General features: G+C 56.1%; 26 protein-coding genes and 1 other RNA gene. 11 read left to right on the top strand and 16 right to left on the bottom strand.

What is annotated here, in order from left to right; all coding sequences use genetic code 11:
* Positions 1 to 2: 2 nt before the first annotated feature.
* From ACA373_RS15565 to ACA373_RS15550, 4 genes are all read left to right on the top strand, one after another.
* Positions 3 to 1,136: an amidohydrolase/deacetylase family metallohydrolase gene (locus ACA373_RS15565; RefSeq protein WP_370734781.1), complete on the top strand. Its 1,134-nt coding sequence runs from the start codon at positions 3 to 5 to the stop codon at positions 1,134 to 1,136.
* Complete coding sequence (locus ACA373_RS15560; RefSeq protein ID WP_370734780.1) at positions 1,120 to 2,241, top strand: DgaE family pyridoxal phosphate-dependent ammonia lyase; 1,122 nt, start codon at positions 1,120 to 1,122, stop codon at positions 2,239 to 2,241. Before ACA373_RS15565 ends, ACA373_RS15560 begins: the two co-directional genes overlap by 17 nt.
* A complete protein-coding gene (locus ACA373_RS15555) occupies positions 2,238 to 2,978 on the top strand; it encodes a KDGP aldolase family protein (protein WP_370734779.1) in 741 nt (246 codons plus the stop codon). The genes ACA373_RS15560 and ACA373_RS15555 overlap by 4 nt, the downstream gene beginning before the upstream one ends.
* A gap of 72 nt (positions 2,979 to 3,050) precedes the next feature.
* On the top strand, positions 3,051 to 4,961 hold the full coding sequence (locus ACA373_RS15550; protein ID WP_253455800.1) for a transcription antiterminator: 1,911 nt from the start codon (positions 3,051 to 3,053) through the stop codon (positions 4,959 to 4,961).
* Between the two features lie 55 nt (positions 4,962 to 5,016).
* Here ACA373_RS15550 and dolP read toward each other — a convergent pair whose 3' ends face one another.
* Genes dolP through ACA373_RS15530 form a run of 4 tightly spaced genes read right to left on the bottom strand, consistent with a single transcriptional unit; the run spans position 5,017 to position 8,608 of the window.
* Positions 5,017 to 5,589: a division/outer membrane stress-associated lipid-binding lipoprotein gene (dolP, locus tag ACA373_RS15545; protein ID WP_301730289.1), complete on the bottom strand. Its 573-nt coding sequence runs from the start codon at positions 5,587 to 5,589 to the stop codon at positions 5,017 to 5,019.
* 9 nt (positions 5,590 to 5,598) lie between these two features.
* The gene (gene diaA, locus ACA373_RS15540) at positions 5,599 to 6,189 is read right to left on the bottom strand and encodes a DnaA initiator-associating protein DiaA (protein ID WP_125290352.1); all 591 of its coding nucleotides are present in this window, start codon (positions 6,187 to 6,189) and stop codon (positions 5,599 to 5,601) included.
* Between the two features lie 29 nt (positions 6,190 to 6,218).
* Positions 6,219 to 6,611 carry a YraN family protein gene (locus ACA373_RS15535; protein ID WP_253455794.1) on the bottom strand — a complete coding sequence of 131 codons (393 nt, stop codon included), beginning with the start codon at positions 6,609 to 6,611 and terminating at the stop codon, positions 6,219 to 6,221.
* A complete protein-coding gene (locus ACA373_RS15530; protein ID WP_370734778.1) occupies positions 6,569 to 8,608 on the bottom strand; it encodes a penicillin-binding protein activator in 2,040 nt (679 codons plus the stop codon). Before ACA373_RS15530 ends, ACA373_RS15535 begins: the two co-directional genes overlap by 43 nt.
* A gap of 62 nt (positions 8,609 to 8,670) precedes the next feature.
* Between ACA373_RS15530 and rsmI the strand changes: the two genes are divergently transcribed.
* Positions 8,671 to 9,528 carry a 16S rRNA (cytidine(1402)-2'-O)-methyltransferase gene (rsmI, locus tag ACA373_RS15525; RefSeq protein WP_370734777.1) on the top strand — a complete coding sequence of 286 codons (858 nt, stop codon included), beginning with the start codon at positions 8,671 to 8,673 and terminating at the stop codon, positions 9,526 to 9,528.
* Between the two features lie 32 nt (positions 9,529 to 9,560).
* An RNA gene (gene rnpB, locus ACA373_RS15520) (RNase P RNA component class A) lies at positions 9,561 to 9,938 on the top strand.
* 325 nt (positions 9,939 to 10,263) lie between these two features.
* Here the strand turns inward: rnpB and ACA373_RS15515 are convergent.
* Entirely contained in the window at positions 10,264 to 10,620 is a 357-nt protein-coding gene (locus tag ACA373_RS15515; RefSeq protein ID WP_253455787.1) for a hypothetical protein, read from the bottom strand.
* Positions 10,621 to 10,768: 148 nt separating this feature from the next.
* Here ACA373_RS15515 and ACA373_RS15510 point away from each other — a divergent pair, with 148 nt between their 5' ends.
* Complete coding sequence (locus ACA373_RS15510; RefSeq protein ID WP_253455785.1) at positions 10,769 to 10,996, top strand: hypothetical protein; 228 nt, start codon at positions 10,769 to 10,771, stop codon at positions 10,994 to 10,996.
* A 47-nt stretch (positions 10,997 to 11,043) separates the two neighbouring features.
* Here the strand turns inward: ACA373_RS15510 and ACA373_RS15505 are convergent, their stop codons facing one another.
* On the bottom strand, positions 11,044 to 11,748 hold the full coding sequence (locus ACA373_RS15505; protein WP_370734776.1) for a pirin family protein: 705 nt from the start codon (positions 11,746 to 11,748) through the stop codon (positions 11,044 to 11,046).
* A 128-nt stretch (positions 11,749 to 11,876) separates the two neighbouring features.
* On the opposite strand from ACA373_RS15505, the gene ACA373_RS15500 reads away from it, so the two are divergent.
* Positions 11,877 to 12,791, top strand: coding sequence for a LysR family transcriptional regulator (locus tag ACA373_RS15500; protein WP_125290359.1), 915 nt, complete (start codon positions 11,877 to 11,879; stop codon positions 12,789 to 12,791).
* A 6-nt stretch (positions 12,792 to 12,797) separates the two neighbouring features.
* Here the strand turns inward: ACA373_RS15500 and ACA373_RS15495 are convergent, their stop codons facing one another.
* Positions 12,798 to 13,784, bottom strand: a complete 987-nt coding sequence (locus ACA373_RS15495) for a glutathione S-transferase family protein (protein WP_301730287.1) — start codon at positions 13,782 to 13,784, stop codon at positions 12,798 to 12,800.
* A 328-nt stretch (positions 13,785 to 14,112) separates the two neighbouring features.
* Here ACA373_RS15495 and ACA373_RS15490 point away from each other — a divergent pair, with 328 nt between their 5' ends.
* The gene (locus ACA373_RS15490; protein ID WP_301252936.1) at positions 14,113 to 14,400 is read left to right on the top strand and encodes a hypothetical protein; all 288 of its coding nucleotides are present in this window, start codon (positions 14,113 to 14,115) and stop codon (positions 14,398 to 14,400) included.
* A 160-nt stretch (positions 14,401 to 14,560) separates the two neighbouring features.
* On the opposite strand, the gene ACA373_RS15485 is transcribed toward ACA373_RS15490, so the two are convergent.
* The 9 genes from ACA373_RS15485 to ACA373_RS15445 all read right to left on the bottom strand — a co-directional run bounded on the left by ACA373_RS15485 (position 14,561) and on the right by ACA373_RS15445 (position 20,221).
* Entirely contained in the window at positions 14,561 to 14,953 is a 393-nt protein-coding gene (locus ACA373_RS15485; RefSeq protein WP_125290362.1) for a DoxX family protein, read from the bottom strand.
* 209 nt (positions 14,954 to 15,162) lie between these two features.
* Positions 15,163 to 15,444: a YqjK-like family protein gene (locus tag ACA373_RS15480; RefSeq protein WP_253455775.1), complete on the bottom strand. Its 282-nt coding sequence runs from the start codon at positions 15,442 to 15,444 to the stop codon at positions 15,163 to 15,165.
* Positions 15,444 to 15,836, bottom strand: coding sequence for a phage holin family protein (locus ACA373_RS15475; RefSeq protein WP_125290364.1), 393 nt, complete (start codon positions 15,834 to 15,836; stop codon positions 15,444 to 15,446). The genes ACA373_RS15480 and ACA373_RS15475 overlap by 1 nt, the downstream gene beginning before the upstream one ends.
* Positions 15,837 to 15,838: 2 nt before the next feature.
* A complete protein-coding gene (locus ACA373_RS15470) occupies positions 15,839 to 16,144 on the bottom strand; it encodes a YqjD family protein (protein ID WP_125290365.1) in 306 nt (101 codons plus the stop codon).
* A gap of 41 nt (positions 16,145 to 16,185) precedes the next feature.
* On the bottom strand, positions 16,186 to 16,560 hold the full coding sequence (locus ACA373_RS15465; RefSeq protein ID WP_148101255.1) for a DUF1090 domain-containing protein: 375 nt from the start codon (positions 16,558 to 16,560) through the stop codon (positions 16,186 to 16,188).
* Positions 16,561 to 16,725: 165 nt separating this feature from the next.
* Positions 16,726 to 17,100 (bottom strand): EnvZ/OmpR regulon moderator MzrA, encoded by a 375-nt coding sequence (gene mzrA / locus ACA373_RS15460; protein WP_253455772.1) that lies wholly within the window; start codon positions 17,098 to 17,100, stop codon positions 16,726 to 16,728.
* Positions 17,097 to 17,771 (bottom strand): DedA family protein, encoded by a 675-nt coding sequence (locus ACA373_RS15455; protein WP_253455768.1) that lies wholly within the window; start codon positions 17,769 to 17,771, stop codon positions 17,097 to 17,099. The genes mzrA and ACA373_RS15455 overlap by 4 nt, the downstream gene beginning before the upstream one ends.
* 304 nt (positions 17,772 to 18,075) lie before the next feature.
* Positions 18,076 to 18,852, bottom strand: coding sequence for a transcriptional regulator ExuR (gene exuR, locus ACA373_RS15450; RefSeq protein ID WP_370734775.1), 777 nt, complete (start codon positions 18,850 to 18,852; stop codon positions 18,076 to 18,078).
* A 67-nt stretch (positions 18,853 to 18,919) separates the two neighbouring features.
* Positions 18,920 to 20,221: an MFS transporter gene (locus tag ACA373_RS15445; protein WP_253455761.1), complete on the bottom strand. Its 1,302-nt coding sequence runs from the start codon at positions 20,219 to 20,221 to the stop codon at positions 18,920 to 18,922.
* Positions 20,222 to 20,572: 351 nt separating this feature from the next.
* Between ACA373_RS15445 and uxaC the strand changes: the two genes are divergently transcribed.
* Together uxaC and ACA373_RS15435 are read left to right on the top strand one after the other, a co-directional pair.
* Positions 20,573 to 21,982, top strand: coding sequence for a glucuronate isomerase (gene uxaC / locus ACA373_RS15440; protein WP_253455758.1), 1,410 nt, complete (start codon positions 20,573 to 20,575; stop codon positions 21,980 to 21,982).
* 179 nt (positions 21,983 to 22,161) lie between these two features.
* Positions 22,162 to 23,652: a UxaA family hydrolase gene (locus tag ACA373_RS15435; protein WP_370734774.1), complete on the top strand. Its 1,491-nt coding sequence runs from the start codon at positions 22,162 to 22,164 to the stop codon at positions 23,650 to 23,652.
* Positions 23,653 to 23,751 lie beyond the last annotated feature (99 nt).

Here is a 23,751-nt window from a genome sequence, read left to right as displayed (position 1 = left end):
CCATGTTTGATTTTATTGTGCGCCGGGCGCGCCTTGTGAACGGCGGGCTGACCGATATCGCCGTCCATAACGGAAAAATTGCCGCGCTGGGCGAGGTCAGCGGCCAGGCAACCCGCGAGTACGATTTGGCCGGGCTTTTTTACCTGAGCGCCGGGTGGATCGATTCGCACGTGCACTGCTATCCCAACTCGCCGATTTATCACGACGAGGCGGACTGTATCGGCGTCGCGACCGGCGTGACGACCGTAGTGGATGCGGGCAGCACCGGCGCGGACGACGTTGACGAGTTTTATCGTTTAACCCGCAGCGCCCGCACGCAGGTTTACGCGCTGCTGAATATCGCGCGCACCGGCATCGTGACGCAAAACGAGCTGGCGGATATGACGCAAATCGACCGCGTCGGCGTGCGTGACGCGGTGCAGCGGCTGCCGGGGTTTATTCTCGGCATTAAGGCGCGCATCAGCAGCAGCGTGGTTGGTAAAAACGGCGTGCAGCCGCTGATCCGCGCCAAAGCGATCCAGCAGGAAAACGGCGGGCTGCCGCTGATGGTGCATATTGGCAATAACCCGCCCGATCTGGATGAAATAGCCGATCTGTTGGACAGCGGCGACATCATCACCCACTGCTATAACGGCAAGCCCAACCGCATCCTGACGCCTGCCGGTCAGCTGCGCGCCTCCGTTCATCGTGCCCTGGAGCGCGGCGTGCGGCTGGATGTGGGGCACGGCACGGCCAGCTTCAGCTTCGACGTGGCGCGCGTGGCTATCGCGCAGGGCATTCTGCCGCAAACCATCAGCTCGGATATTTACTGTCGCAACCGCCTTAACGGGCCGGTGCATTCGCTGGCGCACGTGATGGCGAAATTCTTCAGCGTAGGCATGACCCTGCCGCAAATTATTGACTGCGTGACCGCCAACGCGGCTGACGGCCTGCGGCTATCGCAGAAGGGACGGCTGGAGGTGGGCTATGACGCCGATCTGACTGTTTTCGACGTGCAGGATGCGTCCTGCGTGTTTACCGATTCCGAAGGCCAGTCGGCCACGGGCGAAAAGCAGCTGGTGCCGCTGGCCGCCGTGGTGGCTGGCCGCTGGTTTGTTACCGAAGAAGGGAAAAAGCATCATGTCTTCGATTTATGAGAAATATGGCTTAAAACAGGTCATTAACGCCTCGGGCCGCATGACCATTCTGGGCGTCTCTACCCCTGCCGCCGACGTGGTGGACACGGTAAAGTACGGCCTTAACCACTATTTTGAAATGAACGATCTGGTTGATAAAACCGGCGCTTATATCGCCAGCCTGCTCGGCTGTGAGGATGCGGTGGTGGTTTCCTGCGCGTCGGCGGGCATCGCGCAATCCGTGGCGGCGGTCATCGTCAAAGATAACGACTGGCTGCTGGAAAACCTACACGCCGCGCCGCTGATTGTTCCTCACCATATCGTGGTGCCGAAAGGCCATAACGTTAATTACGGCGCGCCCGTCGGCACTATGGTCGCGCTGGGCGGCGGGCGTCTGGTAGAAGCAGGCTACGCCAACGAATGCTCCGCCGCGCAGCTTTCCGCCGCCGTGACGCCGCAAACGGCGGCCATTCTTTATATCAAATCGCATCACTGCGTGCAGAAAAGCCACCTCAGCGTCGAACAGGCGGCCGCCGTTGCGCGCCAGCATAATCTGCCGCTGATTGTCGATGCGGCGGCGGAAGAAGATTTACAGCGCTACTACCAGGGCGGCGCGGATCTGGTGATCTACAGCGGCGCGAAGGCTATCGAAGGCCCTACGAGCGGGCTGGTGATGGGGCGCAAAAAATACGTTGAGTGGGTGAAGCGCCAGTCGCAGGGCATCGGCCGGGCAATGAAGGTCGGCAAGGAAGGCATCCTTGGCCTGACGCAGGCTATCGAAAACTATCTGCAACAGCCGAAAATGTCCGGCGCACAGATGGTCGAGAAGATGACGCCGTTTATCGACAACCTGAACGCGCTGGACGGCATCAGCGCGCGCGTGGTTTGGGATGCCGCCGGACGAGATATCGCCAGGGCAGAAATCCATTTCGACGAGCTTAAGATCGGTCTGACCACGGGCGACGTCGTGCAGAGGTTAAAAACAGGCGAGATAGCGATCTATTTTCGCGGCTATAAAGCCAATGAAGGCATTGTCGAGGTCGACGTGCGCAGCGTCTCGCCAGAGCAGCTGAATACTATTTACGTTTCCGTCAGAGCATTATTATCAGAAGGGAAAACAGCATGACGCTTATGCCAAATTTCTATCGCGATCGCGTTTGTCTGAACGTGCTGGCAGGATCGAAAGAGAACGCCCGCGAGATCTGGCAGGCGGCTGAAGGCCACGTGCTGGTTGGCGTGCTGTCGAAAAACTATGACAGCGTGGCAAGCGCCGTTGCCGATATGCGTGACTACGCGGCGCTGATCGACAATGCGCTCTCCGTTGGGCTGGGGGCGGGCGATCCGAACCAGTCGGCGATGGTCAGCGCTATTGCAGGCCAGCTGCAACCGCAGCACGTGAACCAGGTGTTTACCGGCGTGGCGACCAGCCGCGCGCTGTTGGGCCAGCGCCAGACGGTGGTTAACGGCCTGATTTCGCCGACGGGCAGGCCAGGCATGGTCAAAATTTCCACCGGGCCGCTCAGCTCGCAGGCGCCAGAGGGGATAGTACCGATAGCGACCGCGATTGCGCTGCTGAAAGATATGGGCGGCAGCTCGGTGAAATATTTCCCGATGGGCGGACTAAAGGCTGTCGAGGAGTTTCGCACGGTGGCGAAAGCCTGCGCCGAGCAGGATTTCTGGCTGGAGCCGACGGGCGGCATCGACCTGGATAACTATGCCGCCATTCTGCAAATCGCGCTGGAGGCGGGCGTCAGCAAAATCATCCCGCACATTTACAGCTCGATTATTGATAAGGCTTCCGGCAATACTCGTCCGGACGACGTCCGCGCGCTGCTGGCCATGACAAAAAAATTGGTGGGGTAAGCGCGATCAAGGCCGGGCGATCCCGGCCCGTTTCGTTAACGGAGAGCAACCAAGACAACCACAGGAAACCCGGTGAGATTCCCTAACCAACGCCTTGCAAGACTTTTCGATACGCTGCAAAACGAAACGCTGCCTCAGGACGAGCTGGCGCGCCGTTTTGCGGTATCTACCCGCACCGTACGTACGGACATTACCGCGCTGAATGAGCTGCTGGCCGATCACGGCATCCGCTTTGTGCTGAATCGGGGCGAGGGCTATCGGTTAAAAATTGAAGATGCGCAACGCTACAGCCAGCTGCGGCACCAGTCGCCTTCGTCTTTACGCATTCCCCGCACCTCGGCGGCGCGAGTGCATTACCTGTTAACCCGATTTCTCACCTCAGCCTATTCCCTTAAGCTGGAAGATCTGGCCGATGAATGGTTTGTCAGCCGCGCCACGCTGCAAAGCGATATGGCTGAAGTGAGAGAGTGGCTGGCGCGCTATCAGCTGGTGATTGAAACCCGGCCGCGCTACGGCATGAAGCTGTTCGGCAGCGAAATGGCCGTGCGCACCTGCCTGACCGATCTGCTCTACCAGATTGCGCAGGAGGATGCCGACGATCCGCTACTGCATCTGGAGGTGCTGAACAGCGGCATTCTGGCTACGCTACAGCCGCTGCTGAGCCAGTCGCTGGGGCGTTTTGCCGTCAGGATGACGGATGAGGGCGAGTTTTATCTGCGCCTCTACTGTGCGGTGTCCGTAAGGCGCATCAGCGAAGGCTATCCGCTTTCTGATTTCACGGCTGACGACGTGGATGACGACGTGCGAGGCGCGGCGCGCCATCTGATTGCGCTACTACAGCCACTCACTGGCAAAGCGTTCTCAGCCGCAGAGGAAGCCTACCTGCGCGTTAATATCGCGGCACGGCGCGTTGAGGCGATTGCGCCGGATGCTATCAGCCCGGACGACGGCGAATCGCTGGTCAATTACATCCTTAGCTACATCAATACTCACTACAACTTTAATTTGCAAAGCGACGGGCAGCTGCGGGCGGATTTGCTGACCCATATTAAAACCATGATCACCCGTGTGCGTTACCAGATCGCTATTCCTAACCCACTGCTGGCGAACATCAAGCAGCACTATCCGATGGCGTGGGACGTGACGCTGGCCGCCGTATCCAGCTGGGGAAAATACACCCCTTATACCATCAGTGAAAACGAGATGGGATTTCTGGTGCTGCATATCGGCGTCGGCCTGGAGCGGCACTATGACGTCGGCTACCGGCGCCATCCGCAGGTGCTGCTGGTGTGCGATACCGGCAATTCCACCGTGCGCATGATCCAGGCGATGCTGATGCGGAAATATCCGCAGATCGTGGTCAACAATATTATTTCGCAGCGCGAGTATGAGCAGCAGCCGGGTATTGAAGAAGATTTTGTTATCTCCACTACGCGCCTGGTCGAGAAACAGAAGCCGGTGGTGGTGATGTCGCCTTTTCCCACGGAGTACCAGCTGGAGCAGATTGGCAAACTGGTGCTGGTGGATCGCACCCGGCCTTATATGCTGGAAAAGTTCTTTGACGCCGGCCATTTTCTTGTTATCGACCAGCCCGTAACTCAGGCGGAGCTGTTCCGTATGCTCTGCGATCGGCTGGAAAAAGAGGGCGCGGTCGACCAGACGTTTCACGATTCCGTCGTGGAGCGCGAAGCCATTGTCAGCACGATGTTTGGCGAAGGCATTGCGCTACCTCACTCGCTGGGCCTGCTGGCGAAGAAAAGCGTGGTCTATACCGTGCTGGCGCCGCAGGGCATCGCATGGGGAGACGAAACGGCCTCGGTGATCTTTCTGCTGGCGATCAGCAAAAGCGATTATGAAGAGGCGATGGCGATTTACGATCTGTTCGTGACGTTCCTGCGCGAGCGGGCGATGGCGCGGCTGCGCGACAGCAAGGATTTTGTCAGCTTCAAGGCGGTAGCGATGGATTGCCTGAGTCGGCTATAGCGGGCGACGCGGTATGATAAAAGTGAAAGCCCGGCGCTGGCCGGGCTTTTGCTGCTTATTGCAGAATAGTGAACGCGGTGGTGACGTGCTTCACGCCGCTGACCCGGCTGGCGATATCGGCCGCCGCTTTGGCTTCTGCGGTAGTGACCAGACCTAACAGGAACACCTCGCCGTTTTCGGTGGTGACCTTCACGTTAGAAGATTTGACCTGGTCGCTGGAAAGCAGGTTGGAACGCACTTTGGTGGTGATCCAGGTATCGGAAGAGGCCGTGCCAAAGCTGGCCTTCTCGCTGGTGCGGATTTCGTTATAGACCTCGGTTGCGCCATCCACGCCGACGGCGATCTGTTTGGCGCGGTTAGCGACATCGGCGCTCGGCGCCTGGCCGGTCAGCAGCACTTTGCCCTGATAGGCCGTTGCCACGATGTGGGCTTCTTTTTTGATCTGGTCGTCTTTCGCCAGCGCGTTGCTGACGCGTAACTCCAGCGTGCCGTCATCAACCTGGGTGCCCACGGTACGCGGGTCGGTGGCCGTTTTGGTGGCGACCGCCGCGCTGCCGATCACGGCGGCGACGCAGCCCTGTAGCATCAGCGCGGACAGCACGATGGCGGTTGCGGAAATCAGCTTCATCATAGCTCCTTAAACGTCCTGGTGGGGAAACAAGGTGTTATCGATCAAATCGCACAGGCAATTCACGGTTAACATATGCATTTCCTGAATCCTCGCGCTCCGGTGCGAGGGAATACGAATTTCCACGTCCTGTGGACCCAGCAAACCGGCGAGTTCGCCGCCGTCATAGCCGGTCAGCGCGACAATCGTCATATCGCGCGTTACCGCTGCCTCAACGGCCTTCACAATATCACGGCTGTTGCCGCGCGTTGAAATGGCCAGCAGAATATCGCCAGCATGGCCCAGCGCGCGGACCTGCTTGGCGTAGATTTCGTCGTGCAGGCGATCGTTGCCGATTGCCGTCAGCAGCACGTTATCCGCGCTCAGCGCTACCGCAGGCAGGCTGGGGCGCTCGGTTTCGTAACGGTTGATCATACTGGCCGCAAAGTGCTGGGCGTTGGCGCTGGAGGTGCCGTTGCCACAGCTCAGCACTTTATTGCCGTTCAGCAACGACTGGACAATCGTCATCGCCGCGCGCGAAATAGCATCCGGCAGCGCTTCCGCTGCGGCTATCTGCGTCTGAATACTTTCGGTAAAACAAACTTTGATTCTTTCCAGCACGTTTTTCACCTGGCAAGTGGTTGGCGAAATTACTCCGCCGTAAAAGCATCGGACAACCAGTCCGTTCGTGCGCCGGTTATCGCTACCACATCAAAGCGGCAGCGGGCGCTCTCAAGGCTGCTCTGGCGACCGTTCAGCCATAAGGCTGCGGCTTTCAGCAGCTTTTGCTGCTTGCTGCGGGTTACGCTGGCGGCGGCGCCGCCGAACCGATCGTTACGGCGATAGCGCACCTCTACGAAAACCCACGTCTCGCCATCGCGCATAATCAGGTCGATCTCTCCGACGCGAAAGCGGACGTTAGCCGCGATAAAAGTTAATCCTGCACCTTCCAGCAGGCGGCGGGCCTGTAGCTCATAGCCCGCCCCCGTTTGCTGACGGCTCAGGATGCCGGAACGATTTGTCCCTGGCGATACTGGCTCCATACCAACTTCCTGTTGATGACGCAGTCCTGGGTGGCGCTCAGGTTGCCGGTTTCCCCCTGCAGCCGGAAGCCCGGCAGCTGGCGCACTTCATTGAAGTGATTGGCCAGGGTCCAGGCGTCCACGCCCATGGCATAGAGACGAACCTGAGAGTAATCGTTGTTAAAGTTTTTAGCCGCCTGCTGCATCAGCGCGGGATTAGCGCCCGACAGCAGCGGGATATCGCTGAACTGCACGCCTTCCATCTCCAGACGATAGTCTGGGCCGCTGCCTGCCTGATAGCTGCGCGAGCTGGCATAAATCTGTGCCATATTGCGGCTGCTGACGCGCATGGAGAGGGAAGGCTTGATAAGCGCCATCTCGTCCTGCGTCGCCACGACATACAGCGAATCCACGCTGCCGTCGCCTGCCGCTGGCGTATCCGCCTGCGGCGCCGGAATGGTCAGGCCCGCAATAGTTACGCCCTGCGGCTGCTGCGGCTGAGCAACGATCGGCGTACCGGTCAGACGCAAGCCCGCACCGCTATTAATGCCCTGCTTCAGCTCGCCCTGTGAACCGAACTGCTGTTGTAGCACGGTCGCGCCGCCCAGCTGCTGCCATTCTGCAGCAAATGCTTTGCTGACGCGATCGCCCAACGAGCTGCGCGGCACCAGCAGCAGTGGTGAACGCTTGCCCTGATCCCACATATGATGCGCGGCGTCACGCGCTTCGTCTTCAGGAGAAAGCGCAAAGTAACAAAGATTCGGATGGTTCTGTACCGACTCCGGCTCGTTAAGCGCCAGGATATTCAACGGCGTTTGTAAGGCAGCTAAACGCTCGACGTTGCTTTTCAGCAGCGGGCCGACCACCAGCGTGGCACCGTCTTTCTGCGCCTGCGCCAGCACCTGATCTATCGGCTGGCTGCTGGTATCGTAGACCTGAACCTGCGCCGAACTGGATGGCGGTGCGGTTTGCGCCACGCTGCCGTTCTGCACGGCGGGCTGAGCGGCGCTATCGCTGTTTTGCGCAGTCGGCTGAGCGGCAGCGCTATCGGTGGCCGGACTGGCTGCTGCTGGCGCGGCGTTGGCATCGACAGACGTGGCGGTATTGGCGTCACCAGACGCGGTGCTGGCGGCGGCCTGCGGCTGTGCGGTCGGCTGGGCCAGCGCACCGTTGCGGGCGTCGTCAAACCCCTTCTGAATCGCTTTAGCGAAAATCTGCGCCTGGCCGCTTAACGGCAGCAGCAGCGCAATTTTACCGGTCGATGACTGCTGGAAGTTCTGCACCTGGCTCAGCGCCGTTGGCAGCATTTTCGCCGCCGGGTTGTTAGGATAGCGCGTCTGCCAGTCGCTGATGCCCGCTTTCAGCATCGTGGGATCGCTGACGTTGGCCTTATAGACGTTGAGCAGATCCAGCCAGCCCTGTAGCGTGTTTTCATCGGCGTTGATCACCAGGCCGTTGGCCTGCTCTGGCGTCATCTGGCTCAGCGCCAGCCAGGTTGCATCAATATTTTTCTGCTTATCGGCTGGCGAGCTCAGCAGCGGTTCCTGCGCAATATAAGCGCGCAGCTGCGTTAATCCCTGGCTGCCGGCAATTTGCAGCTGGTAGTAACGGGCCTGCTGCTCCTTCGACAGGGAGGCGGCATCAATCTGCTGCAAAAGCTGCGCCGCGCCGGCCGCATCCTTCTGCATCACCTTGAGCTGCGCCTGTAGCAGCAGCGATTCCTGATGCTGGACATCATTCAGCTGCTGCGGCAGGTTGGCCAGCTGGTCGCTGGCCTGAGGAATTTTTCCTTCGTTCAGCAGCGCCCGGATTGCGAGTAATTGCCAGTCAACCTTGTTATCATCTGAACTTTGCTGCATTTGCTGCAAATAAGAGTCGGAAGTGCCTGTCGCGGTGCCCTGCACGTTGACCGTCGGCGCCTGTGGGCCCTGGCCGGAACAACCGGCAAAAATTAGGGCCGCCAGCAGCAGAGGCACGCAGCGTCCTGCTTTGTTATGAATGACTTTCGAAGGAAGCATACTGTATCCAGTTATGTTTTTTTCAAGATGCTCAATATTAAATCGGCAATTCGGATCAAACAATGAAACAACGCGAAGAGATTTCGGCCAGCACGCTCTACATCGTTCCCACACCGATTGGTAACCTGGGCGATATTACCCAGCGTGCGCTCTCGGTGCTTGCCAGCGTCGACCTGATCGCAGCGGAAGATACACGTCATACCGGGCTGTTGCTACAACATTTCGCCATCAATGCGCGCCTGTTCGCATTACACGATCACAACGAGCAGCAGAAGGCGGAAACGCTGTTGGCAAAGCTTCGGGACGGGCAAAGCATAGCGCTGGTTTCCGATGCCGGCACGCCGTTGATTAACGATCCCGGCTATCATTTGGTTCGTCTTTGCCGGGAAGCGGGTGTCAACGTGGTGCCGTTGCCTGGCGCCTGCGCGGCGATTACAGCATTAAGCGCGGCGGGGTTGCCGTCCGATCGATTCTGTTACGAAGGGTTTCTGCCCGCCAAAAGCAAAGGCCGTTGCGACACGCTGCGCGCGCTGGAGCAGGAATCCCGCACGCTGATTTTTTATGAATCCACCCATCGCCTGCTGGAAAGCTTACAGGATATGGTCAGCGTATGGGGAAGCGAGCGCTACATAGTCCTGGCGCGGGAAATCACCAAAACCTGGGAATCGATTCACGGCGCGCCGGTGGGCGAGCTGCTGGCCTGGGTTAAAGAAGACGAAAATCGCCGCAAAGGCGAAATGGTGCTGATTGTGGAAGGCTATCAGGCCGTGGAAGACGCGCTGCCGCCGGAAGCGCTGCGCACGCTGGCGCTGTTGCAGCAGGAGCTGCCGCTGAAAAAAGCCGCCGCGCTGACCGCCGAAATTCACGGCGTAAAAAAGAATGCGCTCTATAAGTATGCGCTGGAGCAGCAAGAGGGGTGACAAACCGCGCGGAATGCCCTATTATCCGCGCCGAAGCTGACCAGACAGTCGCCGCTTTGTTGCCGTCCTCCTTCGGGGGAGACAGACAAAGGGGAGGAAAGTCCGGGCTCCATAGGGCAGGGTGCCAGGTAACGCCTGGGGGGCGCAAGCCCACGACCAGTGCAACAGAGAGCAAACCGCCGATGGCCCACTTGTGGGATCAGGTAAGGGTGAAAGGGTGCGGTAAGAGCGCACCGCGCGGCTGGCAACAGTTCGTGGCACGGTAAACTCCACCCGGAGCAAGGCCAAATAGGGGTTCACAAGGTACGGCCCGTACTGAACCCGGGTAGGCTGCTTGAGCCAGTGAGCGATTGCTGGCCTAGATGAATGACTGTCCACGACAGAACCCGGCTTACCGGTCAGCTTCAACATCTTCAGTAAGAAACCCGCTTCGGCGGGTTTTTTGCTTTCTTTTAAGGGCATCAGGTCGCTATCGGGCTGGTGAACAGCCGCAGAGGCAGATCGGAACACGGACACGCCGTAAATACGTCCCTGTATGCTCGTTTGGCGCGTCCATGCGCCAAAACGGTCCGCTTATCCGCTCAGCCTCTGCCGCCGTGAAACAGCTGGGCTGCTGTAAGAAACACCAGGATGCATCCGCTATTTAGGTTTGTCAGCAGTAAGAAACCCGCTTCGGCGGGTTTTTTGCTTTCTACGGTGCGGCCTGTTCACAACGCTTTTTGTGAAAGCAAAAGCTTAAAAGCGCGAGTCTTTGCAGCGCGCCGCCATGGCGGAAACCGCCGCGCTGACATCAGGCTCCTTAGCATAATAGAAGGTCACGCTGGATTGTTGACGGCCTGCTGCCGCAATTTCAATCCAGGCCACGTTGTCGTAATTTCTGTCCGTCAGATTATACTTTTCAATACCTTGAGTCAGGCGGCCGTCCCGCTCCAGCCGAAGGTGCTGACTCTGCGCCGCAGCAAAAAGACAGTCGGCAACATTGTGTGGATATCCCTTCAGGTAGACCTGTTTCATGTCAGGATGCGTCCCAATGCGCCCTAAATCGACACAGCCAACCAGTAAAAGCACAAACATCACAGCCAGCTTTTTCATTCCCTGCTCCTCGTGTTATCGCTCACCTCTGACAATAGGCCAGAGAAAATCAACGTGCGATTAACGAACGAAATTTACCTGAGGATATAAAATAACTACGGCGCTTTGAAAATTTTAACCGTAAGCGTTAACGCTGAGGAGATAAACGATGAAAAGATCGATACTGGCCACCCATTTAGGGCTGTCTGAAGAAGAGCTGGACGAGATGGATCTGGACCCTGAAGATTTAGACGAGGGAAAAGTAGAAGAAGAGAGCAACACCTTCTTTTTTACCGTGCCGGAAAACACGCCTCAGCATATTTTAGGCAAAAAAGGCTGGTCAATCGGCGAGAGGGTCGCCGTGCCCATCAGCTTATTTGACGTATCAGGCAGCTAAACCCGTCATGCATCGCTGGCGAGTTTTACAGGAGTAGGCAACGGCGACTACTCGGCTAAATCAATCACCAGCGCGCGCGTTGGCGTGGTTGCCGTTATCGTCACGCTCTGCTCTTTTTCGATAAATGCGCCGTCGCCGCAGGCAAGCGTCTGCCGATCCGCTGAAGATGCGGTCACGATAAAGCCGCCGTGAATCGATTGCAGATAGGCGCGCGAACCACGTAACGGCAGCGTCACATCTTCGCCCGGTTGCAGTCTCAGATGATAAATCCAGGCCTGTTGGCGAAGCTGCAGGCTCTGTTGTGCACCGTCCGGCGAGGCCAGCAGTATGGCGCTCGCGTTAGTCGGGATCGACAGGCATTGAATCGCCGCGTTTTCCCTGTCGGGACAGGCGTCCAGCCAAAGCTGCATACGCGTCAATGGCTTCTCGCCACTGATATTATGCTCGCTGTAGCTGATCCCCGGTTGGGCAGCCAGCAGCAAAGCTTCGCCCGCGCGCGCCACGACATGGTTGCCGTCGCTGTCGCGGTACTCCGCTTCGCCCTGCAGGATCAGATTAACAACATCGACCTTTGGCCAGGTTCTGGGTTGGAAGGAAGCCCCTGGTGTCAGCACTTCCTGATTGAGCACGCGTAAAGAGGCGTAGCCCAGCAGTTGAGGATCAAAATAGTGGCCGAAGGAAAACGTGTATCGCGCCTGGAGCCAGCCGTAATCGGCTTGACCACACTGTTGTACGGTGCGACTGGTAATCATATTTTCCTCCTTATTAACCGGCAAACCGCGTCGGTCATTTATTATGCCGCTATAGTAAGGCGCTGGACGCCAGATTGTTAGCCAGTTAATCTGCTTGCCATATTCAAAAATCCTGAAAGAGAACCGCTATGGCAAAAGATCGCGCTCTGACGCTGGAGGCGCTGCGAGTAATGGATGCTATCGATCGACGCGGCAGCTTTGCGGCGGCGGCAGATGAGCTGGGCCGCGTCCCTTCAGCGCTCAGCTACACCATGCAAAAGCTGGAAGAGGAGCTGGACGTGGTGCTGTTTGACCGCTCCGGACACCGAACTAAGTTTACCAACGTAGGACGCATGCTGCTGGAGCGGGGCCGGATTTTGCTGGAAGCGGCCGATAAGCTGACCACCGATGCGGAAGCGCTGGCGCGGGGCTGGGAAACACAGTTGACTATCGTTACCGAAGCGCTGGTTCCTTGCGAATATCTCTTTCCTTTGATTGATAAACTTGCCGAAAAAGCCAATACGCAAATCGCGCTGGTGACGGAAGTGCTGGCGGGCGCCTGGGAAAGGCTGGAGCAGGGCCGCGCGGATATCGTTATCGCGCCGGATATGCATTTTCGCGCCTCTTCAGAGATCAACACCCGCAAACTGTACAGCATTATGAGCGTGATCGTCGCCAGCCCGGATCATCCTATCCATCAGGAACCGGAACCGTTATCGGAACCATCACGGGTGAAATATCGGGGTATTGCCGTAGCGGATACGGCGCGCGAGCGCCCGGTACTGACCGTACAGCTACTGGATAAGCAGCAGCGGCTGACCGTCAGTTCAATCGAAGATAAGCGCCGTGCGCTGCTGGCCGGGCTGGGCGTGGCGTCCATGCCGTACCCGATGGTGGAAAAAGATATTGCCGAAGGGCGTCTGCGTGTTGTCAGCCCTGAATACAGCAAAGAGGTCGATATCATTATGGCCTGGCGCCGCGACAGCATGGGCGAAGCCAAATCATGGTGCCTGCGGGAGATCCCTAAGCTGCTGGCGAAGCGTCACGCGCCGCTCAGGGGATAACGCCGGCTAGCGGAAGCGTTCATCGCGCCCGTGCGGCTCGTCCCAGTCGAAAGCCGGGCCGGTCGAGATAACGCCGTAGGGATTGATCGTTTTATGGCTACGGTAATAATGGTGGCGGATATGCGCCAGATCGACCGTTTCAGCGATGCCCGGCAGCTGATAAATTTCTCGTAAAAAGCCGCTCAGGTTCAGATAGTCGCCAATACGGTAGCGATCGCATTTGAAATGCGTCACATAAACCGGATCGAAGCGAACTAAGGTCGTCCACAGACGCAGGTCCGCCTCGGTCAGCCGGTCGCCGGTCAGATAGCGATGCTGCCCCAGCATTTGTTCAAGCCTGTCCAGTGACTGGAAAAGGGCGGTGACCGCCTCGTCATAGGCCGCCTGAGAAGTAGCGAACCCCGCTTTATAGACGCCGTTGTTAACGGTGTCGTAAACCCAGCCGTTCACCTCATCGATTTTGGCGCGTAAGTCCGCCGGATAGTAATCGCCGGCGCGGGCGCCTGCCGCGTCGAATGCGCTGTTAAACATTCGCAAAATATCGGCTGATTCATTACTGACGATAGTCTGCTGCTGCTTGTCCCAAAGTACCGGGACGGTGACCCGGCCGGTATAGTCCTTATCAGCGTGCAAATAAAGTTGATACAGGAATTCGTTCTGATAAAGGCTGTCGCCCGTCGCGCCCGCAAAATCTTCATCAAACGTCCAGCCGTTTTCCAGCATCAGCGGATGGACTACCGACACGGAAATAAGCTTTTCCAGCCCTTTTAGCTGACGCATCAACAGCGTTCGATGCGCCCAGGGGCAGGCAAGCGAAACATAGAGGTGATAGCGATCCGCCTCGGCACGAAAACCGGCTTTGCCGTCTGCGCCAGCAGAGCCGTCGGGCGTTACCCAACTGCGCCAGGCAGAATCAGAACGTTTAAAGCGCCCGCCCGTGGATTTTGTGTCGTACCAGTTATCGTGCCAGACGCCGTCAATAAGCTGTCCCATGTAAACTCCCTGATAATTAAATGATAATAAAAGAATATAACCTGTTATCAGAAAAAAGCTCGTTACTTTCTCCTAAAAATAATTATGCGATAAAATAGAGGGTATCAGGTTGGTTTTTTTAACTTTACTGGATGTAATGCCCCGGATTTATAATTAGAAGCGCTAATTACATTCTGGTTTTCACCATTAATACAATGCCTGTTTTAAGGCTGCCTTTATTCTGTATTGATTTGGGCCTGTAGATATTTGACTTTTTTTGCTGGCTGTCATTAAAATAGTTCCTCGCCTGTTTTATGGCGTGGGGTTATTAATAAAAAAGGAGAATTTTATGCGTGAATTAAACAGCCAGGAAGTTGACGTCGTCTCAGGTGCCGGCTTCTTTGCCGATTTAGGTAAAAGCATTGGCGCAGCAATTGGAGGCGTGGTAGATCTGGGCACCTCTGCTGGCGGCCTGACAACGGATGCAACCTCGGCGGCGGGTACGCTGGGATCCGGTATCGGCAGCATTCTGGAACTGGATTTCATTAGCGCTATTACGAATATCGGTTCCGGCATCGTCGGTATCGTTAATTTTGGTATCAGCGCTATCTCACAGATCAAAAATAAATCGGCTTAATTAGCGGTCTGGTTCGGAGAGTCACATCTCCTGGTATTATTTTTATACCATACAGAAAAATTAACGTTATAGTCGTCTGGTTAAGAAATTGGTTAATCTTTTAATCAGATACGCTGGCGCTTATTGAAAGCAGGGCATAAAGCCCTGCTTTCATCATTTTTTATTTTTTTCTTTTAATTAAGCGGTCGAGGCTGTATGCGCCAGGGCCGGTAATAAACAGCAGCAGATAACCACCAGAGATACTCATATTTTTCATAAAGTTAATAGAGTTACCGTCCACGCTGAAATTACTGTGAAACACAAATGCGGTAATCAGCGTAAAAATAGCGGTGGAGATAGCGGTAAAGCGCGTCAGGAAGCCAAACAGGATAGCCAGACCGCCGCCGAACTCCAGCAAAATGGTCAGCGGCAGTAAAAAGCCCGGTACGCCCATTGCTTCCATATACTGTTGCGTGCCCGCATAACCGGTAATTTTTCCCCAGCCCGCCACGATAAACAGGACAGGCATCAAAATACGCGCGACCAGAAAGCCGATATCTTCTAATTTTTTCATGTTAAACCCCGATAAATTTTATCTGGCCGGAAAAGCTCCTGGCCGCATGAAGCCCGGTCGTGACGCTGAATACGCGTTAATTCCCGGTCGTTGCAGAAGATAATATTCGTCAGGAGAGAGGATTGTAAGCGAGTTAAACTGTCAAAGTTCTTCAGAAAAATTGAGTATTCAGGTTCAGCGAGGCCGAACCTGAAAAAGAACAGAAAGCATCAGCGGCCCGGCAGGAAGTTGCGTACCATACGCACCGTACTCCAGATACCCAGGCCGCGCTTGGCCCAGCGGGTAATACGGCGTGGATTACGCACCGACCAGATAGCCGCCAGGCCGCTGCCGACCGCAATATAACGCTTCAGGCTGAGCAGCGTTAGCCAGCCGCGATCGTAACGGGCGGTACTTTCCAGCCAGAATTTCTTTTGAATGCTGAGATCGAGCCGCTGCTGTTGGATCTGACGCAGCAGTTCGGCCTTACGCTCGTCACGCTCGCGGCTCATTAATCGTTCTCCAGTAGCTTACGATCGGATTTCAGTTCTTTACGGGTAGCGCCCAGAAGGGTGGAACGACGAGATTTGGCCAGCGTCCAGAGTCCAAAGAACAGCGCTAATGCAAAAAGCACCGCCGTGGTAATGCCGATAGCCATCAGGCGATACTGTGCATCCACCGCCCAGATAATGAGCACCATCAGGCTCATCAGGCCAAAAGCGGTAAAGAGCATGGTCAGCCCGACCATGATCAACAGCTGGATCAGGTTCGCCTTCTCTTCTTCCAGCTCCACGACGGCCAGCCTGACGCGGGTTTCTACAATCCCGACCAGAGTGGTGACGAGGCGCTGCCCGATGTTGATGACCCCTTTGCCTGGGCCCTGGCTTTGCTGGGAATCTTTCATTGTTATCGACGCGTCAGCAGCACGCCCAGCACTACGCCGATAGCGGCACCGATGCCCACGCTGGTCCATGGATTTTCGCGCACGTAAACGTCCGCATTATCGGCAACTTCACGCGAAGTTTTGGCGAGGCGATCGCCGGAGTCGCCTAAACGTGCGCGCGTATCTTTCAGCGCGCTCTGTGCTTTGCTACGCAGCTTGTCCAGCTCGTTTTTTGATTTGTCAGTGGTGTTGCTCAGCACTTCTTCCAGCGTATCCGCCAGATTCTTTAATTCCGCACGCAGATGATCGGAAGTGATATCTTTTGACATAACAAACTCCTTTATAATCAGTAATGAGAATCCTGCCTGCCTCAGTAAGGGGCGGCCTGGACTTCCTTCAGTTCACGTTTTGCTTCTGCCAGCTTGCGTTCACGTTTAGCGATTTTCTCTTTATCATCGCCATCCGCTCTCTCCTGGTTCAGCTCTTTTTGCCGCTCTTCCACTTTCTGCTGCAGCTCATCGATCTTTTCCTGATGGCTCGCCTTCAGTTTGTCGTCCGTACAGCCCGCGCGAGCCTCCGTCAACGCCCGCTCCAGACCAGTAACGCGGCGCTGGTTGTCGTGCTGACGGGCTAAATCGATCTCGTGCTGAATGTCCTGCTCTTTTTGCAGGCACAGCGAGTCTGCCGCCTGAGCGAAAGTGGTCAGGGATAAAAGGCTGAGGCCAAGGATCGTGCGGTATTTCATAAAGTGACCTTCCATTGTTTGGGTTCGCTGATACAACCCCGTTAATCCTGTCATGCTTGCCGCTTACGCCGGCCAGTTAAGCATAGTCAGGAAATGCGGAAAGCTCAAAAAGAGAGAAGATTCTTAAGGATAGAGGCCCGGAAGTGGCACTGCCGGGCACGTTTCTTAGCCAATGCTCTGCTTATGCGGGCTGATGCGGCTGAGCCACTCAGAAGATTGTTCGAGCTGAGCGATATCAAAGCCTTCCGGCAGCAGGCGGCGCAGCACTTTCTCGGCGGCGGTACTTTGCTCCTGTGAATCAAATTTAATCACCAGCGTGTTTTTATCCGGCGTGATGCTTTTAATATGGATGCCTTCCGCGTTCAGCCGCTGATAGACATAGAAGCCGTCCGGCACCGTAATACCCTGGCGAGAGGCCCGAATTTGCAGCGCCGTTTCACCGCCAAACAGGGCAGGCAAAAGCGCAATCATTGTCAGCGCAACCGATGCCAGCGCCACCAGGCCCAGTATTCGTTTGCGGGAAGCGTAATTTTTCATCATGAGTTTCCTTTCTCATTCATAGTGCGTTTCTTTTTCCATAAAACATAAAGCGACCCAAACAGGCCGACAACCAATAAAATCAGCGGCAGCATCATCAGGCAAGCCATCAGCTGATCTTCATACCGCTGAAAAAGAGGCGTTCTGCCCAGCGCAAAGCCCAGCACCGTCAGGATCAGTACCCAAAGCAGCCCGCTCACCCAGTTGAAGAACTGAAAGCGCGCGTTGTTTAAGCCCGACAGCCCGGCAATGGTCGGCAGCAGCGTGCGGACAAAAGCGATAAAGCGGCCAATCAACAGGGCCGAAAGCCCGTGGCGATGGAACAAAGCGTGCGCGCGCTGATGGTACTGCGCGGGTAGATGGGCGAGCCAGCGCTGCACCGTGGCCGTATTGCCCAGCCAGCGCCCCTGAATATAGCCTACCCAGCAGCCCAGGCTGGCGGCGGTAGTCAATACCAGCAGCGTAAGCGGAAAATTCATCGTGCCTTTGGCAATCAGCACGCCGACCAGGATCAGCAGGCTGTCGCCCGGCAGGAAAGCGGCAGGAAGCAGGCCATTTTCCAGAAATAAGATCATAAACAGCACTAAATAGATTGCCCAGACCAAGGAGGGATCGGCCAGCATGACATAATCCTGGTGCCAGAGGGCATGGACCAGCGCTTTTAAAATATCCATAAAGTGTCCCTGAATAGCATTTTCGCCATGTTCCGGCAAAGTTCATCACAAATGGTTGTAGTTAGTATGCGTGCGGAACCTGGTCTTAACACGAAAAAAAGAAACATAGGTGAAAATAAACGGCCTGTCGGGCTTGATACACCGGGCCGTCAAATCGTTATGAATGCGGTCTGATCAGCCTGGGCAAAGCCAGCATTACCGTTGTTGTACAGGCGCAATCAGGAGGTGCAAAGGAGTTTTACACAGGCTGACATAATTAGAGGGTTAACTGCAATAATTTCGCCGCCTGGCGGCGGCAAAACCCTTACTTATCGGTCACAGAGATGCCTTTGATGGCGACAACGGGATTTTCAGTAAACATGTAACGATCGATGCTGGGTTCAAAATCGTCTGAAGTGGCTTTAAACAGCATCTGGCGGGTATGTTCAAGGTGCTGCCACATGGCCAGCTTGCTGCCGGCCGGATCTTTACGCATCAAGGCGTTAAGTATGCGATCGTGATCGTCACACCAGCTTTCCATAGCGCTGTCGTCAATGTGTTCATGCAGTTTCAGCCAGTAGGGGTTGTGCAAACGGTGCAGCCACATTTTTTCTACAATAGCGGCCAGCGCGCCGTTTTGCGTGGCGCGGGCAATCTGCACATGGAATTTTAAATCCCATTCTGAATCACGGAAGCGATCTTCTTTTCTGGCCTGCTGCTGGATTTCCATTAACTGCTGAATATCCTGCCGGGTTACCTGAGTGGCGGCAAACTCTGCCACATTGCTTTCAATCAGCTGGCGAGCCTGTAGCTGTTCAAACGGGCCAAAGCTGGCAAATTCTGACTGTTCGTCCGGAACGACGCTGTTTCTCTGGTGTTGTGAGATCACATGGATACCTGAGCCTTTGCGTACCTCAACGTATCCTTCTACTTCCAGCATGATGATCGCTTCACGCACCACAGTGCGGCTGACGCCCATTTCTTCTGCAATAAAGCGTTCAGCCGGTAATTTCTCGCCAACGGCATAAACCCCTTCCTCCAGACGACGTTTAAATTCCGCAGCGAGCTGCTGGTAAAGACGTCGGGATTCGGCCAACACCATAATCTTTCTCCTGCCGCACAATGATGGAATTTGTTATACCACTTCCGCCGGGCGGGAGAAACCCGGACTAGCGCGCGGCGGCCCCGGCCGACCTGACGCTCTGCTGCTTCTGATCGACTGCGGGTTGGTTGCTTAATAATGTCCAGATAGCTACTGCGCCAAGCACATCCATCAGCGCCAGCACGGCGAACAGCGGACTGAATCCCAGCGTGTCCGCCAGGGCGCCGACGATCAACGCAAACAGCGTGCTGGCGCTCCAGGCCGCCATCCCCGTCAGGCCATTGGCGGTCGCCACTTCATTGCGGCCAAACACATCGGAGGAAAGGGTTATTAACGCGCCCGACAGCGCCTGATGAGCAAAGCCGCCTACGCAAAGCAGGGCAATCGCGGTGTAGGGACTGCTAAATAAGCCAATGGTGCCGGGAGCAATCATCAGGAGCGCGCCCATAGTAACCACCAGCTTACGCGAGACGATAAGATTGACACCGAACCAGCGCTGGAACAGCGGCGGTAGATAGCCACCGATGATGCAACCAAGATCGGCGAACAGCATCGGCATCCAGGCGAACAGCGCAATTTCTTTCAGATTGAAGCCGTAGGCCCGAAACATAAACAGGGGGATCCAGGCGTTGAACGTTCCCCATGCGGGCTCAGCCAGAAAGCGCGGTAGCGCGATCCCCCAGAATTGCCTGCTGCGAACAATTTGCCAGGCGCTCATTTTGGTCGCATTGCTGACCTGATGGTGCGCTTCCTGGCCTGAAAGAATGTACCGACGCTCGGTTTCATGCAGTTTTTTATGATCTTTTGGATGCTGATAAAAAATCAGCCAGCATAACGCCCAGATAAAGCTAAGGATGGCGGTAACAATAAAGGCCATCTGCCAGCTGTGCGCCACGATAGCCCAGACAACCAGAGGCGGTGCCAGCATGGCGCCAATGGACGAGCCGACATTAAAATAGCCTACCGCGATAGATCGTTCTTTGGCCGGAAACCATTCGCTGCTGGCTTTTAATCCGGCGGGGATCATCGCTGCCTCTGCCGCGCCTACGGCGGCACGAGCCAGCGCCAGTCCCGTCCAGCTATTGGCCAACGCCGTGGCTCCGCAAAAAATCGCCCAAAGAATGGCAAACAGAGCGTAACCCACTTTCGTTCCCAGCACGTCAAGGATATAACCCGCGACGGGTTGCATCACGGTATAGCAGGCCGAATAGGCGGCGACGATATAGGAGTACTGCTGGGTCGTGATATGCAGCTGTGATTCCAGCGTAGGCGCGGCAACGGCAATCGTATTGCGTGTCAGGTAGCCCAGCACGGTGCCCAGCGTGACCAGACCTATCATATACCAACGCAGTCCTTTGATTTTACGCATAAAATTCTCCCGCTTTTTCTAATCCCTATTGATTTATGGCTTCCTTTTCAACGCGGGACGGCTTGCTGGTTGGCACCCGCACGTTAACTCTCCAACCGCCGTAGTGTCAGGAGGCTGAATGCCGCAACAATAACTTGTCATACAGATTCTAAAGGAGAGAAACGTCACAATTGCAGCCCAGGCGGCTAATGTTTTTTTAATATCATATTAATCAATAGGTTATTTTTTATCCCGGCAACGCCGTCAGGCGTAAATGGCATTTTTGTGATCGGGGTTGCACAAAATTACGCCGTATCTCAATAATTGGTATGATAACTTTGCAGCAAAGGATGTTGACCACAGGAGAAGGGTATGTCGGGTTTTATGCAGGAAGATTTTTTGCTGTCGGGGGAGTTTGCGCGCCGCTTGTACCATGAGTTTGCGGCCGGGCAGCCCATTTTTGACTACCACTGCCATCTGCCGCCGCAGCAGATTGCCGAGGATTATCGATTCAAAAATCTGTATGACATCTGGCTAAAAGGCGATCATTACAAATGGCGAGCGATGCGGGCGAATGGCGTACCGGAAGCGCTGATTACCGGTAACGGCAGCGATCGTGAGAAGTTTGCCGCCTGGGCCAGCACGGTGCCCGATACTATTGGCAATCCTCTTTACCACTGGACGCATCTTGAGCTGCGTCGACCTTTTGGCATTACGGACACGCTGCTGTCGTCGGAAACGGCGGAAGAAATATGGTCGCGGTGCAACGCGCTGTTGGCACAGGATGCGTTCAGCGCCCGCGGTATCATGCAGCAGATGAATGTGAAAATGGCGGGCACGACCGACGATCCGGTCGACGACCTGCGCTACCATCGCCTGCTCGCTGAAGATGCCAGCTTCACTGTCAAAATATTGCCAGGCTGGCGTCCTGATAAGGCGTTAAATCTGGAGGCTGGCGGCTTCTGTGACTATCTGCAAAAACTGGCTGCGGTTAGCGATACGGATATTGTCCGCTTCGACGATCTCCGTCAGGCACTCAGCCGCCGGCTTGACCATTTTGCCGCTCACGGCTGTAAAATTGCCGACCATGCGCTGGATGTTGTGCTGTATGCCGATGCGGACGAAGCCACGCTGGACGGCATCCTGGCGCGGCGTCTTGCCGGAAAAAGCCCGAACGAGCTGGAGATTGCGCAATTTAAAACGGCGGTGCTGGTATGGCTTGGTGCGCAGTATGCTCAGCGCGGCTGGGTTCAGCAGTATCATATCGGCGCATTGCGTAACGCCAACAGTCGTCAGTTTGCGCGGCTGGGGCCGGACGTGGGCTATGACTCTGTTAACGACGCTCCGATCGCCGTACCGCTGGCGCGTTTGCTGGATGCCCAGCACCGAAAGGATGCGCTGCCAAAAACCATTCTCTACTGCCTGAACCCACGGGATAACGAAGTTATCGCCACGATGGCCGGCAATTTTCAAGGCGAAGGAGCGCCGGGCAAAATGCAGTTCGGTTCCGCGTGGTGGTTCAACGATCAGAAAGACGGCATGACGCGACAGCTGACGCAGCTGGCGCAAATGGGCATGCTCAGCCGTTTCGTTGGCATGTTAACCGACAGCCGCAGCTTTCTCTCCTACACGCGGCATGAATATTTCCGTCGCCTGCTGTGTGAAACCATCGGTGGCTGGGTGGATAACGGTGAAGCACCGGCCGATCTCAATCTGCTGGGCAAAATGGTGGAAAACATCTGTTTTAACAATGCGCGCGACTATTTTGCCGTTGAGCTGTAACCGCCGTCCTGAACCGTTGCGGCTCCGCTACCAGTACGGACAGAAAACGCCCTGGGCGAAACGCAATACCGGGGAAGGAGCGCAATGCCGTACCGGGACTGACCGCAAGGGTAACGGTATTTGTGCCACGACTTATCAGCAAGGGCATACGCCAGCCCCGCTTAGCTGAGGAAAACATTATGCAGCGTTATATCCGGATCGATCCTGAAGATAACGTCGCCGTCGCGCTGGCTGACCTGGCGGAAGGCGAGGCGCTGGAAGCAAACCGGCACGTAATCGTGTTGCAACAGCCTGTCGCGCGTGGGCACAAGTTCGCCCTTTTACCGCTGGCTGTGGATGAGCCGGTTATAAAATATGGCCTGCCTGTTGGGCATGCCACCCAGGCGATCGCCGCAGGGGAAGGGGTCCATTCTCATAACCTCTGTACCAATCTTGGGGACGTAAATGCCTATCGCTATCGGCCGGATTTCGTCACGCTGCCAAAACCGGCTGGCGATCGCGAAGTGCAGATTTACCGCCGCCGTGACGGCAGGCCCGCCATTCGTAACGAACTCTGGCTCCTGCCAACGGTTGGCTGCGTCAACGGTATAGCAAGGCAAATGGTGGCCCGCTTTATGGCAGAAAGCGAGGGCGCGACAGATATTGACGGCGTTTTCCTCTTCACCCATCCGTATGGCTGCTCGCAGCTGGGAGAAGACCATCTCAATACGCGCACCCTGCTGCAAAATATGGTGCGCCATCCAAATGCCGGCGCGGTACTGGTGATAGGTTTGGGCTGCGAAAACAATCAGATCGATGCTTTTCGCGAGACGCTGGGCGAAGTCGATGCCGATCGCGTCGGCTTTATGACGCTACAGCAGCACGATGATGAAGTAGAAGCCGGGCTGGCTCAACTGCGTCGCCTGTATAAAGCGATGCGCAACGATCGCCGCGAGGCTGGACGGCTAAGCGAGCTGACGTTTGGCCTGGAATGCGGCGGCTCGGATGGCCTTTCCGGCATTACCGCTAACCCCTTGCTGGGGCGTTTCTCAGACGAGGTGATAGCCAACGGCGGCACCACCGTGCTGACGGAAGTGCCTGAAATGTTTGGCGCCGAACAGACCCTGATGAACCGCTGTCGGGACGAAGCAACCTTTCGCAAAACTGTCGATATGATTAACGATTTCAAGCGTTATTTCCTGCAGCACCACCAGCCCGTTTTTGAAAACCCTTCGCCGGGCAACAAAGCGGGCGGCATCACTACCCTGGAGGAAAAGTCGCTGGGCTGCACGCAGAAAGCGGGTCGGAGCCAGGTGGTGGACGTGCTGAAATATGGCGAGCGCGTACGCAAGCCGGGGCTGAATTTACTCAGCGCGCCGGGCAATGATGCCGTGGCGACCAGCGCGCTGGCGGCGGCGGGCTGTCATATGGTGCTGTTCAGTACCGGCAGGGGCACGCCCTACGGCGGCTTTGTGCCCACCGTTAAGCTGGCGACCAACAGCGAACTGGCGGCGAAGAAACCGCACTGGATCGATTTTGATGCCGGGCCTTTGCTTCAGGGCGTGGAGATGACGACGCTACTGGAAAAATTTATCGATCTGCTGGTAGAAATCGCCTGCGGCCGTCAGACCAGAAACGAGCTGAATGATTTTCGCGAACTGGCGATTTTTAAAAGCGGGGTGACTTTATAGCGGGCGCGTAACGCTGCGCGACAGGGCGAGAAACCCCACCCGTTCGGCAGGGCAGGATTTCTCGCTGAGCAGGGCGCCATCTTTTGACGGCGCCGCCGG

This window comes from Erwinia sp. STN24 (assembly GCF_041320675.1).
Lineage (GTDB): Bacteria > Pseudomonadota > Gammaproteobacteria > Enterobacterales > Enterobacteriaceae > Erwinia > Erwinia aeris.
Note: the sequence above shows the minus strand (reverse complement) of the source record. Positions and strands in the feature narration are given on the sequence as shown.